This is a genomic window from Paenibacillus sp. GbtcB18 (assembly GCF_019091125.1).
Taxonomy (GTDB): Bacteria; Bacillota; Bacilli; order Paenibacillales; family NBRC-103111; genus Paenibacillus_F; species Paenibacillus_F chitinolyticus.
This window is the reverse complement of sequence record NZ_JAGXJX010000003.1, coordinates 719,152-733,379: the sequence shown is the minus strand read 5'-3', so window position 1 is coordinate 733,379 and position 14,228 is coordinate 719,152. Positions and strand designations below refer to the sequence as shown.

Annotated in this window: 14 protein-coding genes and 1 riboswitch; of the genes, 10 read left to right on the top strand and 4 right to left on the bottom strand. The window is 53.5% G+C overall.

Annotated features, from left to right (window positions below; genetic code table 11):
• Positions 1-12: 12 nt before the first annotated feature.
• From KVT34_RS13625 to KVT34_RS13615, 3 genes are all read left to right on the top strand, one after another.
• Positions 13-780 carry an ABC transporter ATP-binding protein gene (locus KVT34_RS13625; protein WP_217559237.1) on the top strand — a complete coding sequence of 256 codons (768 nt, stop codon included), beginning with the start codon at positions 13-15 and terminating at the stop codon, positions 778-780.
• A gap of 82 nt (positions 781-862) precedes the next feature.
• Complete coding sequence (locus KVT34_RS13620; protein WP_217559236.1) at positions 863-1,771, top strand: TatD family hydrolase; 909 nt, start codon at positions 863-865, stop codon at positions 1,769-1,771.
• A gap of 31 nt (positions 1,772-1,802) precedes the next feature.
• Complete coding sequence (locus KVT34_RS13615; RefSeq protein WP_217559235.1) at positions 1,803-2,372, top strand: DNA-3-methyladenine glycosylase I; 570 nt, start codon at positions 1,803-1,805, stop codon at positions 2,370-2,372.
• Positions 2,373-2,536: 164 nt separating this feature from the next.
• On the opposite strand, the gene KVT34_RS13610 is transcribed toward KVT34_RS13615, so the two are convergent.
• Positions 2,537-2,836 (bottom strand): hypothetical protein, encoded by a 300-nt coding sequence (locus tag KVT34_RS13610; protein ID WP_217559233.1) that lies wholly within the window; start codon positions 2,834-2,836, stop codon positions 2,537-2,539.
• A 443-nt stretch (positions 2,837-3,279) separates the two neighbouring features.
• Here KVT34_RS13610 and gnd point away from each other — a divergent pair, with 443 nt between their 5' ends.
• The 6 genes from gnd to KVT34_RS13580 all read left to right on the top strand — a co-directional run bounded on the left by gnd (position 3,280) and on the right by KVT34_RS13580 (position 10,377).
• On the top strand, positions 3,280-4,182 hold the full coding sequence (gene gnd / locus KVT34_RS13605; protein ID WP_217559231.1) for a phosphogluconate dehydrogenase (NAD(+)-dependent, decarboxylating): 903 nt from the start codon (positions 3,280-3,282) through the stop codon (positions 4,180-4,182).
• A 186-nt stretch (positions 4,183-4,368) separates the two neighbouring features.
• Positions 4,369-5,043 carry a GntR family transcriptional regulator gene (locus KVT34_RS13600; protein ID WP_217559229.1) on the top strand — a complete coding sequence of 225 codons (675 nt, stop codon included), beginning with the start codon at positions 4,369-4,371 and terminating at the stop codon, positions 5,041-5,043.
• 151 nt (positions 5,044-5,194) lie between these two features.
• Entirely contained in the window at positions 5,195-6,556 is a 1,362-nt protein-coding gene (locus tag KVT34_RS13595; protein WP_217559227.1) for a GntP family permease, read from the top strand.
• 70 nt (positions 6,557-6,626) lie between these two features.
• Entirely contained in the window at positions 6,627-8,183 is a 1,557-nt protein-coding gene (gene gntK, locus KVT34_RS13590; protein ID WP_217559226.1) for a gluconokinase, read from the top strand.
• 225 nt (positions 8,184-8,408) lie between these two features.
• Positions 8,409-9,470, top strand: a complete 1,062-nt coding sequence (locus tag KVT34_RS13585) for a Gfo/Idh/MocA family protein (protein WP_217559225.1) — start codon at positions 8,409-8,411, stop codon at positions 9,468-9,470.
• A 28-nt stretch (positions 9,471-9,498) separates the two neighbouring features.
• Positions 9,499-10,377: a sugar phosphate isomerase/epimerase family protein gene (locus KVT34_RS13580; protein ID WP_042227321.1), complete on the top strand. Its 879-nt coding sequence runs from the start codon at positions 9,499-9,501 to the stop codon at positions 10,375-10,377.
• A 76-nt stretch (positions 10,378-10,453) separates the two neighbouring features.
• Here KVT34_RS13580 and KVT34_RS13575 read toward each other — a convergent pair whose 3' ends face one another.
• Genes KVT34_RS13575 through KVT34_RS13565 form a run of 3 tightly spaced genes read right to left on the bottom strand, consistent with a single transcriptional unit; the run spans position 10,454 to position 13,015 of the window.
• The gene (locus KVT34_RS13575) at positions 10,454-11,305 is read right to left on the bottom strand and encodes a MetQ/NlpA family ABC transporter substrate-binding protein (protein WP_217559224.1); all 852 of its coding nucleotides are present in this window, start codon (positions 11,303-11,305) and stop codon (positions 10,454-10,456) included.
• A gap of 35 nt (positions 11,306-11,340) precedes the next feature.
• Entirely contained in the window at positions 11,341-12,000 is a 660-nt protein-coding gene (locus tag KVT34_RS13570; RefSeq protein ID WP_217559223.1) for a methionine ABC transporter permease, read from the bottom strand.
• A complete protein-coding gene (locus KVT34_RS13565; RefSeq protein ID WP_217559313.1) occupies positions 11,987-13,015 on the bottom strand; it encodes a methionine ABC transporter ATP-binding protein in 1,029 nt (342 codons plus the stop codon). Before KVT34_RS13565 ends, KVT34_RS13570 begins: the two co-directional genes overlap by 14 nt.
• Before the next feature lie 83 nt (positions 13,016-13,098).
• Positions 13,099-13,219, bottom strand: a riboswitch (SAM riboswitch).
• A gap of 126 nt (positions 13,220-13,345) precedes the next feature.
• Between KVT34_RS13565 and KVT34_RS13560 the strand changes: the two genes are divergently transcribed.
• Positions 13,346-14,125 carry an alpha/beta hydrolase gene (locus KVT34_RS13560; RefSeq protein WP_217559222.1) on the top strand — a complete coding sequence of 260 codons (780 nt, stop codon included), beginning with the start codon at positions 13,346-13,348 and terminating at the stop codon, positions 14,123-14,125.
• The last annotated feature ends 103 nt before the right edge of the window (positions 14,126-14,228 follow it).

Genomic DNA, 14,228 nt, shown 5'->3' with positions numbered 1-14,228 from the left:
AGGAGTGAAGCGATGAAAAAGCTGGAATTAATAGAGATTTCCAAGTCGTTCTCCACAGGGGGAAGCGATACGAAAATTCTTAACGGGATTAACCTTCATGTAAACGAAGGGGAGTTCGTCTCCCTGATCGGTCCTTCTGGCAGCGGGAAAACGACGCTGTTTCATCTTATAGGCGGATTGATCCGTCCTTCGTCAGGACAGATTGTTATGGAGGGCAGCGACGTGACCGGCAGGAAGGGGCTCGTCAGCTATATGCCCCAGCAGGCGTCTTTGTTTCCTTGGAGGACTGTGGAAGAGAACGTGATCCTGGCTAGGGAAACGGCAGGCCTGCCGAAAGCGGAATCGCTGGAGCTGGCCAGGGAATGGCTGGCTAAAGTGGGTCTGCAAGGCTATGAGAAGGAGCATCCGCACGTCTTGTCCGGGGGAATGCAGCAGCGCGTCTCGTTTCTGCGGGCTCTGCTCAGTCCTCAGGAGCTGATGTGCCTGGACGAGCCGTTCGGTGCGTTGGACGCCTTGACGCGTGAAGAAATGCAGCACTGGCTGCTTAAAATATGGGAACAGAATAAGCGCTCCGTACTCTTCATTACGCATAGTCTGGAAGAGGCCCTGCTGCTTTCGGACCGCATCTATCTGCTATCGGATAAGCCGAGCAGGATCGAGAGAGAGGTCATCGTTCCTTTCGAGCGTCCGCGTGCGCTGACGATTACGGAAGATCCGGCGTTTATCTCGATGAAAAGAGAACTGATCAATCTGATGAAGTCCGTAGGAAGCGGGAGCTGAAACATTCAGCTCCTCTGCCTGCGGGCTGTCTTGTATATCCGTACGCAAATCACAGGGTAATCGGAAACGGAGGCTGAGAGAAATGAAGGAAACGATGAGTGAATCGCTGAAAGAACCGATGAGTGATAAGAAGGGGGACGAGCCTGGAGCCGCCGGTGACCGTAAGTCGCACGACCCGGAAAAACTTCGCTATATCGATGCTCACATCCATCTGGAACAGTATGGAGAGCAGGAACGATCCTTGATTTTCCAGGATATTGCGGACGGTATTCCCGTCTCTATGCTGCTAGCCGTGTCCATGAACCTCTCTTCATGCCGCAGAACCCGGGAGCTTTACCGCCGGTATCCCCACATAGTCCGGCCCGCTTACGGATTTCATCCCGAGCAGCCGCTACCGTCGGAGGATGAGCTTGCGGAACTGCTGGCCTGGATGGAGCATAACGTTCACGAAGCCGCGGCTGTAGGGGAAGTCGGTCTGCCTTATTACAATCGCACGGAAGTTGAGCAGGCCGGGCAAGCCTTTTATTTACAACCTTACATTGATTTGCTGGAGCGCTTTATTGCTTTTGCCGCTAAACACAACAAGCCTGTCGTTCTGCACGCCGTTTATGAAGACGCGGACCTCGTGCTTGACCTGCTGGAACGGTACAAAATAGAACACGCTCATTTTCACTGGTTTAAAGGTTCTGAAAAAACAGTCGAACGTATGATCGGTTTGGGGTATTATATATCTATAACCCCGGATATCTCCTACGAAGAGGAAATCAGGCGGTTGGCGGCCCGATATCCGCTGGGGCTGATGATGGCCGAAACGGACGGTCCATGGCCGTTCGAAGGTGCGTACGACGGCAGAATGACACATCCGCTGATGGTGGCTGACGTTGTACGACATATTGCCGGGATTAAGTCGGTCTCGGTAGAAGAAGCGGCTGCGCAAGTGTACGGCAACACGTGCGCCTTCTATAGGCTGCAGCCGCAGGCTTTCGGATGACAGATCATGCAGAAAACGGAGGTACATACAAATGGAGCTTATACGTTGCGGCTGGGTCAATCAGGATCCGCTCTACGTGAATTATCACGATCACGAATGGGGAGTTCCGGAGAGGGACGACCGCAAGTTGTTTGAAATGCTGTGTCTCGAAGGCGCACAGGCGGGTTTAAGCTGGTACACGGTGCTTAAGAAGAGGGAGCATTACCGGAACGTTTACGACGGATTTGACGCGGAGAAAATTGCGGGCTACGGCGAGGACAAGCTAGCTGAGCTGCTTCAGGACCCGGGAATCATCCGCAACCGGCTGAAAGTCAATGCGTTTGTCCGCAATGCGCAGGCGTTTCTGAAGATCAGGGAGAAAACCGGCAGCTTTGCAGACTATATCTGGAGTTTTGTGGATGGACAGCCCGTACAGAATCATTGGAGTTCGCTGCAAGAAGTACCTGCAAGCACACCTCAATCGGATGCGATGAGCAAAGCGTTAAAAAAAGACGGGTTCACTTTCGTGGGCTCGACGATCTGCTATGCGTATATGCAGGCATCTGGACTTGTCAACGATCATTTGACGACCTGTATATGTCATCCGTCCAATCAAAAATAAAAAGCCGTTCTTAAGCGGGTAGAATGAATGCCGGAAAGATCCTGTTAAAAGAGGAATCATTCATAATCGTTCAAGTGGAATAGGATTAGAATACGAGAAGAAAAAAGGGAACCTCTGCGGCCGGGGTTCCCTTTTGATCTGTAGAGGGAGGTGAACCGGGCGGTTCAGGCGTACATCAGGATCTTCTCCTGCAGGCTCACACGGATGAATTCAATGCGCTTGCGGATATAAAAATCGAGTGCCGCGCCTGTAAGCTCTTGGGGAGAAACACGGGTGTCTGTATCGTTATCAATAATGGTGACGGAGCCGTCATCAAAAAATTTAAAAGTCAAGTCATCCCACTGGGCATTCGTTTCGCCCAGCAGGTCGTCGATCTGCCATGAATGCAGAGCTTCCGTATCATTCAACATTTTCTGAAACCAAAAATCGCGTTCGATGAAGCGAACATTTTTCCACAGACTCATAGCAAAACCCTCCTTGGGACGCATACGATCAGCATGCGAACGAATGTTTGTTTTTAGTATATCAAACGTTTGTTCCCGTGTGAAGTAGTTTTGCCATATTTTTTCTGAAAATGGCAATCATTTTTATGAAAAATCCGTCATTATCTATCCGAAAGCGGGAATAATAGGGCAAACGACCATAGAAGACAATTGGAAAATGCTCAAACAGCCTCGTAAAAGACGCTTAAAAAGGAGAAAACCGCTGTATTCGGAAGCAAACAAGGTGTTCCGCAAAGCGGAATAAGAAACAATAAGGAATTATTTTCAATATAATATGTTCTGAAAAAAGAACAATTTTCCGTTTAATAGAGCGCTTTCAAAAAGAGTATTTACAGAATCCGCGAACGGAGTTATGATAAAAACATATCTTGTATACAAGTATACCAGAAGGGAAATCAGACATCATGAGAATTGGCATGGTCGGTTTGGGTAAGATGGGTTACAATCTCGTTCAAAATTTGCTCCGTCATGGACATGAGGCGGTTGTATTCGATAAAGATCCCGCTCCGGGGAAGCGGCTCGCCGGGCTAGGCGCCGTTCCGGCGGAAAATTTAGAGGAACTGGTAGCGAACCTTCCCGCTCCCAGAACGGTGTGGATGATGGTACCCGCAGGGAAAATCGTCGACAGCGTCATTGATTCGCTTCTTCCGCTTCTTGAAGCGGGCGACGTGCTGATCGACGGCGGTAACTCTCACTATAAAGAATCGGTGGCGCGTTCCGAAAAACTCGCCGTACACGGGATTCATTACATGGACGTCGGAACTTCCGGAGGAACGGAAGGAGCCGAGCACGGCGGCTGTTTCATGATCGGGGGAAACAAGGATGCATTCGAGAAAATCGAACCCATTTTCCGTGACATGGCCGTCGATAAAGGGTATTTCTACGGAGGCAAAAGCGGCTCGGGCCATTTTCTCAAAATGGTTCACAACGGAATCGAATACGGGATGATGCAGGCGATCGCGGAAGGCTTCGAAGTGCTGGATAAAAGCGGCTTCGACTTCGATTACGAGAAAGTAGCCCAAGTTTGGTCGAACGGTTCGGTTATCCGGGGCTGGCTGATGGAGCTGGCCGGACAGGCTTTCTCCAAAGATCCCAAGCTGGAAGGAATTCGCGGCGTTATGCAGAGTTCTGGCGAGGGCAAGTGGACCGTGGAGACCGCGCTGGATCTCGGAGCGAATGCGCCGGTGATCGCGATGTCCCTGTTCATGCGCTACCGTTCGCTCGAAACGGACACGTTCCACGGCAAGGTTGTGGCCGCGCTGCGCAACGAATTCGGCGGACATGCCGTCGTACGCAGCGGCGATTGATTGATACGAATGCATGCGCCCGCGGGCAGCTGATCTAAAGCCTGCCCGGCATGGATGCTCCGGCTGAAGATATGCTACAATTGACGTGACTTCGGAAGGCGGGAAAAGAAGGCCTATTGGCCGGCTTTTCAACCGCCGGACAAGGTCAGCGTACCTTTAGCCTATTGGTAAGGAGAGTTGTGCATCATGCGTTATCCGTCTGCGTGGCTCAGAGGCGTTTCTCTGGGAGAGTCCATCGCCAGCGAATTAAGGCTGCAAATTATTAACGGGAGCATCAAGCCCGGTGAAGTGATTTCCGAAAACCGCATCGCATCCGACTTCGGCACAAGCCGTTCGCCTGTCCGGGAGGCCCTGAAAGCGTTGTCCATCGAAGGACTGATCCGTCTGGAACGAATGGGAGCCGTCGTACTGGGGCTGAGCCAGACAGATGTGCAGGAATTATACGATGTCCGTTTTATTATCGAGAGCTTCGTACAGGACAGGCTCGCACAGGCCAATCAGGCATCTCTGATCGGTAAACTGAACCAGATTATTGACAGGATGGAGCTGGCGGTCAAGCACGGCGACCCCGAGGATTTCGCCTTTCAGGACATCACGTTTCACGAAACGATTATCGAAGCGGCCCGTCATAAAAGGGTGCTGCATTTGTGGACCAGCATCCGGCAAATCGTTATCACGGTTCTGCTCATTACAACGGATGAAATTTTTTCTCAGGGAGAAGAGAAGCTCCTGGACGTAATCGAGAAGCACCGGGCCATCGTGAGAGGTCTTGAAACTCATGATCCCGCTGTCATCGGGCAAGTGGTCCGCAATTATTTCGCCGATTCACGGCAAACTCTTGAAACCAGTTTACCCTCTTAACAAAACGGGGAACATGTAAGCGACCGGTAAAATGGCGCTTGCGTACGAATAAACTTGTCGACATGTATACAACATAATTATTCAAGGCAGTAAGCGATTGAAAGCGCTATTAGACGATAAAACTTTTGAATCACACATCTGGAGGTCAGTCATGAACAGCATTTTCGGACTTAGTCATTCCGTCACTTTATTAGTCTGGACTCTGATTTCGATTGTATTTTTAGTGGTGTTTATCGCTAAATTCAAATGGAATCCGTTTGTTACTCTCATTATTTCGGCTCTCATGCTCGGCCTCTTGTCCGGGATGAAAGCCCAGGATGTCATTAAGGCGGTCACCGGCGGGTTAGGCGGCACCTTGGGCACGATTGCGATCGTCATCGCGCTGGGCACCATGCTCGGCAAAATGATGGCGGAATCCGGCGGCGCCGAAAAAATCGCGACGACCCTAGTCGACCGGTTCGGTGAAAAACGCGTCCACTGGGCCATGATGGTGGTCGGTTTTATCGTCGGGATTCCCGTGTTTTTCGAAGTCGGACTGATTCTGCTCATTCCGATCGTCTTTACCGTGGCGCGCAAAACGAAAATGCCGCTGCTGCAGATCGGGATTCCGATTCTGGCCGGTCTTTCGACGGTGCACGGCCTGGTTCCGCCCCATCCCGCGCCGATGATCGCCATCGATGCGTACAAGGCGGATTTGGGCAAAACGATTCTGTACTCGCTGCTGATCGGACTGCCGACGGCGATTATTGCCGGACCGCTGTTCGGTAAATTTATCGGAAAGCGGATTCAGGCCGAACCGCCGGCCAAATTGGCCGAGCAGTTTGCCGTAAGCGAAAACCGGAATTTGCCGGGCTTCGGGATCACGCTATTTACGATTCTCCTGCCGGTTATTCTCATGCTGATCGGCTCCGTTGCCAACATTGTCGATCCGAAAGGCACGAGCAGCCTGACTGTTTTCTGCGAATTCATCGGGCATGAAATTATCGCACTGCTGATCGCCGTCGTGTTCTCTTTCTTCTCGCTCGGCTTTGCCCGCGGCTTCAAAAAAGAAGACATTTCACGCTTCACGAGCGAATGCCTAGCGCCTACGGCGACGATTATCCTCATTATCGGCGGGGGCGGCGCGTTCAAGCAGGTTCTGATCAGCAGCGGCGTGGGGGCCGCAATCGCCGAATTCGCCACGCAGGCGAACGTGAACGTAATCCTGTTCGCGTGGCTCGTAGCGGCGCTGATCCGGGTTGCCACCGGCTCCGCGACGGTAGCGATGACGACCGCGGCCGGCATTGTAGCGCCGGTGCTCGCGCAAACGCCGGGCGCTAATCTGGAGCTTGTTGTGCTTGCGACCGGCGCCGGCTCCATCGTGCTGTCCCACGTCAACGACGCCGGATTCTGGATGGTGAAAGAATTTTTCAACCTGTCCGTACCGCAGACCCTGAAATCATGGACGGTTATGGAAACCCTGCTGTCCGTTATCGGGCTCGCTTTTATTATGATCCTCAGCGTGATTATCTAAGAAACGTTCCACAGACAGCCCGGACACACGTCCGGGCCGTCAGTCTTAACAGAGAAAGAAGGAGTAGGAAATGAACAGCATGACCCGCTATATGATCGGAGTCGATATCGGAACAACGAGCACTAAAGCGGTGCTTTTCCAAGAAAACGGAAAGGTCGTCGCCAAAGCGGGCGGCGGCTATCCTTTATATACCCCGACCTCGTCAACAGCCGAGCAGGACCCGGATGAGATTTTCCAGGCTGTCCTGAAATCGGTGAGAGGCGTAATGGACCAAGCCCGTGTACTGCCTGGCGAGGTTCTTTTCGTTTCGTTCAGCTCCGCCATGCACAGTGTGCTTCCGGTAGACTCGGAAGGTAAACCTCTCATGCGCTGTATGACATGGGCGGATAACCGGAGCGCGGAGTGGTCGGGGCGGCTCAAAAAAGACCTGGGCGGCCACGAGCTTTACCTGCGTACGGGCACGCCGGTCCATCCGATGTCTCCGCTGACCAAGCTGATGTGGCTCCGACACGACCATCCCGAGATTTTCGGCAAAACGGCCAAATTCATTTCGATCAAAGAATATGTATTTGCCAAGCTGTTCGGGACGTATCTCGTCGATCACTCGGTTGCTTCGTCCACGGGGCTTTTTAACCTGCAGGCGCTGGACTGGGACTCACAGGCGCTTGAGCTTGCCGGGATTACCCCCGACAAGCTGTCCAGGCCCGTACCGACAACTCACGTCGTCGAAGGTTTGAGCGCGTCTTACGCGGCCGAGATGGGACTAGCGCCGTCTACGCCGTTTGTCGTCGGAGCGAGCGACGGCGTCTTGTCCAACCTCGGCGTGAACGCGATTGAGCCCGGGGTCGTCGCCGCGACGATCGGAACCAGCGGAGCCATCCGCACGGTTGTGGACCGGCCCGTAACCGATCCGAAAGGGCGCATATTCTGCTATGCGCTGACGGAGTCGTACTGGGTGATCGGGGGGCCGGTCAACAACGGAGGAATGCTTTTCCGCTGGGTGCGCGACGAGCTTGCCGCCTCGGAAGTGGAGGCCGCCAAACGGCTCGGCATCGACTCCTACGATCTGTTGACGCAGATCGCCGGGCAGGTTCGTCCCGGGTCCGACGGGCTTCTTTTCCATCCCTACTTAAGCGGGGAGAGGGCTCCCCTGTGGAATCCGGATGCGCGCGGCTCTTTCTTCGGCCTGACCCTGCATCACAAGAAGGAGCATATGATCCGTGCGGTACTGGAAGGGGTTATTTTCAACCTGTACACGGTGCTGCTGGCCATGGAGGAGAAAATCGGACGCCCGGCGAGAATACACGCCACAGGCGGCTTTGCGCGTTCGGCTCTCTGGAGGCAGATGATGGCCGACATTTTCGACCAGGAGGTCGTCATTCCCGAAAGCATCGAGAGCTCCTGCCTGGGAGCGGCCGTGCTGGGCTTGTATGCGACAGGTCGCGTAGATTCGCTCGGCGTCGTTTCCGGAATGATCGGAGCCACGCATAAGCATGAACCGGACAAGGACAATGCCCGCATTTACCACAAGCTGCTCCCGATTTTCATCGGCCTGTCACGCAAGCTGGAAGAGGAATATTCGGCGATCGCCGCTTTCCAGCAGGAAGTTTTTAAGGACCGGAACTGACCTTGCAATAAATATGGTAAAAATCTCTATAAAATTAAAGCATGACGGAAAATTCCGTTATGCTTTTTTGGTTTAAATAAATGTTATTTTGATATCCGATAAATATAATTAATCAATAGAATTAAAAAAGTGTTCACCTCTTCTTGAAATAAGCTTGAAGACGCTTCCTTTTCATGTAAGAATGGAATAGATTCAACCTTATAGATGTGGAGGAGAAGGAGAAGCATGTCAAAACTTAAAATCGGCGTTATTGGTGCCGGCTCGATTTCCGAACTGCATTTCGGCGCGTACGCCAAAAATGCGCAAGTTGAAATTCATGCCGTTTGCGATTTGAACGAAGAGCGGGCCAAAGAGAAAGCTAAACAATACGGTGCTGTGAAAACGTTTACCGATTACAAACAACTTCTGGCCGATCCTGAAATCGATGCCGTCAGCATCTGCACCTGGAACAATACGCACGCGGAAATCAGCAAAGCGGCCGTTGAAGCGGGCAAGCACGTGCTCGTCGAGAAACCGCTGTGCAAAACCGTGGAAGAAGCGCATGCCGTGCAGGAAGCCGTCCGCAAGTCCGGCAAAGTGCTGCAGGTCGGTTTCGTACGCCGTTTCGGCACGAATACGAATGTTGCGAAACGCTTTATCGATGCCGGCGAGCTCGGTTCCGTTTACTATGCCAAAGCTACCGTACTGAGACGCCTGGGCAATCCCGGCGGATGGTTTTCGGATGTGGAGCGTTCCGGCGGCGGCCCGGTTATCGACATCGGCGTTCATGTGATCGACCTGTGCTGGTACCTGATGGGCAAACCGAAGGTAAAATCCGTATCCGCCGTTACATATGACAAATTAGGTAACCGTTCACATATCGAGAATTTGAGTTTCTATAAAGCAGCGGATTACGATGCGGCAAAAAATACGGTCGAAGACATGGCATCCGCCCTGATCCGTTTTGAAAACGGCGCGGCGCTGTCCGTTGAAGCGAGCTTCACACTGCATGCGAAGAAAGACGAGATTTCCGTCAAGCTGTTCGGAGACAAGGGCGGGGCTGAAATCGAGCCGGAACTGATGCTCGTAACCGAGAAGCACAATACCATTTTGAATGCGACGCCTCAGATCGATCATCTGACGTTTGACTTCGAAGCGGGATTCCGTCGTGAAATCGAACATTTTGTAGACTGCTGCCTGGGCAAGCATGAAACGATTTCGCCTGTGGAAGACGGTCTGGAACTGATGAAAATTCTTTGCGGAATCTATGAATCCAGCGCAGCCGGCAAAGAAATTCAAGTGAACTAATTATAGTAGAGGGGAGAACTCCAATATCATGAGTATCCGCGTTCCGAACCCGATCGGGGTTATCGTAGACAGTTTCGGGCTTCCCGTCCGCGAAGGTCTCCAGAAAGCGAAGGATGTCGGCGCCGACGGCGTGCAGATTTATGCCGTTAAGGGCGAGATGTATCCGGACAACCTGACTGCCTCGCAGCGCAAGGAGCTTAAAGCTTATATCGATTCGCTCGGGCTGCAGGTTTCGGCGCTCGTAGGCGACTTCGGGGGTCACGGCTTCCAAGTCCGCGCCGAGAACAAAGAAAAAATCGAGAAATCGAAGCGCGTTCTGGACCTGGCTCTGGAGCTCGGCACCAACATCGTGACGACCCATATCGGGATCGTTCCGTCCGAGAAGGACGACGTTTACGAAGCGATGCAGGAAGCGTGCGAAGAGCTGGGTCAATACGCCAAAAGCGTGAACGCTTACTTCGCGATCGAAACCGGTCCGGAGCCTGCGGCTCACCTCAAGAGCTTCCTGGACACTCTCAGCACGAACGGAGTATCCGTCAACTTCGATCCGGCCAACATGATTATGGTGACGGGCGACGATCCGGTCCAGGGCGTCTATACGCTGAAAGACTATATCGTTCATACGCACGTAAAAGACGGCCTGCGGCACAAAGAATTCGATCCCCGCATTCTGTACGGCGCGGTCGGTTTCGAGCCGATGGCGCACGAGCGAATTGCCGAAATGCTCCGCGAGGGCGAACTGTTCGAAGAGCTGCCGCTTGGTGAAGGCAAGGTCGACTTCGACCGCTACTTCCAGGCGCTTCAAGAAATCGGTTATGAGGGCTACCTGACGATTGAGCGCGAAGTGGGCGACGATCCTGCGGAAGATATCCGCAAAGCCGTCGAATTTATCAAGGCTTATCGCTAAACCGGCAAGATGCCAATAAAAAAACCTTTCCGGCCGGTTATCCGGCGGAAAGGTTTTTCGTTCCTGTTCGTCGTTCTTAGAACGCCGGCAGGATGGAGCCTTGGTACTTATCTTCGATGAACTTCTTCACTTCAGGCGTTTGCAGAGCTTTGATCAGCTTCTGAACCGCATCGGATTTGGCATTGTCTTCGCGAGCCGCGATAATGTTGGCGTAAGGGGAATCTTTGTCTTCTACGAAAAGAGCGTCCTTGGCAGGCACCAGTTTCGCTTCAAGCGCGTAGTTCGTATTGATCAGGGCAAGATCGACTTCGTCCAGAACACGCGGCAGCATAGCCGCTTCGAGTTCTTTGATTTTGAAGTTCTTTTTGTTTTCTACGATATCTTTCGCGGTTCCGGCAATGCCGACGCCTTCTTTCAGCTTGATCAGGCCGTTCTTCTCCAGAAGAGCGAGAGCGCGTCCGCCGTTGGAAGGATCGTTCGGGATGGCGATCGTTGCGCCGTCTTTCAGTTCGCCGATCGCTTTTACTTTACGGGAATAGCCGCCGAACGGTTCGATATGAACGGTACCTACGCTGACAAGTTTAGTGCCTTTGCTTTTGTTGAACTCCTCCAAGTAAGGAACGTGTTGGAAGAAGTTGGCATCCAGTTGTTTTTCGTTAAGCTGCGTGTTCGGCAGAACGTAGTCCGTGAACACCTTGATTTCCAGGTTCACGCCTTCCGCTTTCAGTTTGTCTTTAACGGACTCCAGAATCTCGGCATGCGGTACGGCAGTCGCGCCGACTTTCAATGTAACGGCAGCTTTTTCGCCGGTGCCTGCGCCCGAAGCCGGTGTAGCCGTAGCGGAAGGCTCTGCCTTTTGTTTGCCGCAGGCTGCAAGAGCCGTCAGTGCGACGATTAGAAACAAGACGATCAGTGAACGTTTTTTCATCAGGGTTTCCTCCTTGGATTGGGTTATCTATCGCATCATTTGCGCGTGAAATAGAGAACGAGACGGTCTCCGATCATCTGCAAAATTTGCACGAGAATAAGCAAAATAATGACGGTCGCGATCATGACTTCCGTCTGGAACCGCTGGTACCCGTAGCGGATAGCCAGGTCACCGAGGCCGCCGCCGCCGACCATACCTGACATGGCCGTGTAGGATACGAGCGTAACGGTGGTGATCGTAATGCCGGCGATGAGGCCGGGAAGAGCTTCCGGCAGCAGGACGCGGCGGACGATCTGGAACCGGCCCGCGCCCATGGACTGGGCGGCTTCGATAATGCCGCGGTCCACCTCGCGCAAAGCCGTCTCGACGAGACGCGCGAAGAAAGGTGCGGCCGCGATGACAAGCGGCGGAATCGTTCCCTTGACGCCGATGGAAGTGCCGACGAGAAGCTTCGTCAGCGGGATCGCGGCGATCATCAGAATGATGAAAGGGAAAGAACGCAGCACGTTGACGACAAACGAGATGACGATGTTGAACGTGCGGTTTTCCAGCAGACTTCCTTTCGAAGTCAGGTAGAGCAGCACGCCGATCGGCAGCCCGATCACGAACGTGAACAGGGCTGAAAGGCCGAGCATCATCATTGTGTCGTTCGTGGCGATTCCGATTTCGCTCCAATCGATTTTAGACCAATCCATTCGAATACACCTCCACATCCAGGCCGTGCTCGCGCAGAAGGCGGATCGTATTCTCCGCCGCATCCCGCGGACCCTGCAGACGAACGACGAGCTGGCCGTAAGGCGTGTTTTTCATCCGGGAGATGGTTCCCTGCAGGATGGAGAACGTCACGCCAGTCTGCTGGACCGTTCTGGATAAAATCGGCTCGTACGTAGTTTCACCGAGAAAGGTGATTTTCAGCACGGTGCCGTTTTGGGCAGGAACTCCCGCCGCGTCGGGCTTGTCGATTTCGACCGAATCCGCAACCTGTTCGATGAACTGCCGGGTTACGTCGTGCCGCGGCTTCAGGAACACTTCCGCCACCGGCCCCTGCTCCACGATCTGGCCTTCATGAATGACGGCGACACGGTCGCAGATGGAGCGGATGACCTGCATTTCGTGCGTAATGAGCACGATGGTGATTTTCAGCTTGCGGTTGATGTCCAGCAGCAGATTGAGAATGGAATTCGTCGTCTGCGGGTCGAGTGCGGAAGTCGCTTCGTCGCACAGCAGGACGTGCGGGTTCGTCGCAAGCGCCCGTGCGATGCCGACACGCTGCTTCTGGCCCCCGGACAGCTGGGCCGGGTACTTCTTGCCGTGCTCGGTCAGCCCGACCAGGGCAAGCAGCTCGCCGACGCGGCGCCGGGCTTCCGACTTGGCCGTACCGGCCAGGCGAAGCGGGAACGCGATGTTCTCTTCCACCGTGGCGGAGGAGAGGAGATTGAAATGCTGAAAGATCATGCCGATCCGGCGGCGCTGATCTTGAAGCTTCTTGGTGCTGAGGGCCGTCAGGTCAACGCCGTCCACGATGACGCTGCCCTCGGTCGGGCGCTCCAGGAGGTTAATCGTCCGGAGCAGAGTGCTTTTGCCGGCGCCCGAATGGCCGATAATGCCGTAAATTTCACCTTTATCAATCGTGAGATTAATTTCTTGCAGGGCGTGTGTTATGCGGGATCCGCTGCCGTATTGCTTGCGCAGCTTCCTGATTTCGATCAATTGCTTCACCTTCTTTTGCTTGAAAATAAGAAAAAGCCCGTTTTGTAAAGACAAAAAGGGCTTTTCCGGTATCGAAAACGACCTTCTCATCTGCCAGAATCCGCCTGGATCCTGAAGGAATTGGCACCATTGTCATCGCGCATATTGCTGCGATCGGTTGCCGGGCTTCGCAGGGCCTTGTCCCTCCGCCACTCTTGATAAGAATCGGTATAGTATGAGGTTGTCCTAAATTAGACGGTAAAACGACAATTCCGAGTATAACCTAAGGTTTTTTTGAAGTCAACGGTTATTTTACCGCAGGTAAATATAAACAAGTAGGAGATGTGCGGCATGGCTTTCATCCAATGTGATTTTTATTCCGAAGTACTCGGTATGTCAACTTCAATCCAGGTAATTTTGCCTCAACGGACGACCGGCCAAATCGGGCTGGAAGGAAGCGCGGCGGGCCACAGGCACCCGACCTTGTATCTGCTGCACGGCTTGTCGGACGACGATACGATCTGGATGCGGAGAACGGCTATCGAGCGTTATGCGGCTCCTCTCGGGCTGGCCGTCGTGATGCCGAATGCGGCGCGCAGCTTTTATACGGACATGGAGAACGGCTACGATTACTGGACGTTTCTGTCCGAAGAGCTTCCGCAGGTATGCCGCTCGTTCTTTCCGCTGTCGGACCGCCGGGAGGACAATTTCGTGGCCGGTCTGTCGATGGGAGGCTACGGGGCTTTCAAATGGGCGCTGAAAAAGCCGGATCAGTTCGCGGCAGCCGCCAGTTTGTCGGGCGTCACGCAGGTGAAAGAGATTGAAAAGCGGTTCCCCAAAGATTTCCGGCTCGTGTTCGGAAAAAACAAGGAGCTGCTGAGAGCAAGCGATCTGTTCGCGCTGGCCCGTTATGCGGCGGAGAAGAAGACGGAGCTGCCGGCTCTTTACCAGTGCTGCGGGACGGATGATTTTCTGTACGAGGAAAACATCGCCTTCCGGGATTATGTGCAAAGTTTGAATATTCCCCTCCTTTATGAAGAGGAAGAGGGGCGAATCCACGACTGGAGCTATTGGGATCAGCAGATCGGCCGGGTTCTGGAATGGCTTCCGCTCAAGCGTCAGACCGAGTAGAACGCATTGCCGTCACACGGGCCGCAAGCCGCAATCGAGCAAAAAGCTTCCCCGCCGCATGGCTGGGAAGCTTTTTGCTGTACGCCGGGTTTCGCGCCGGACG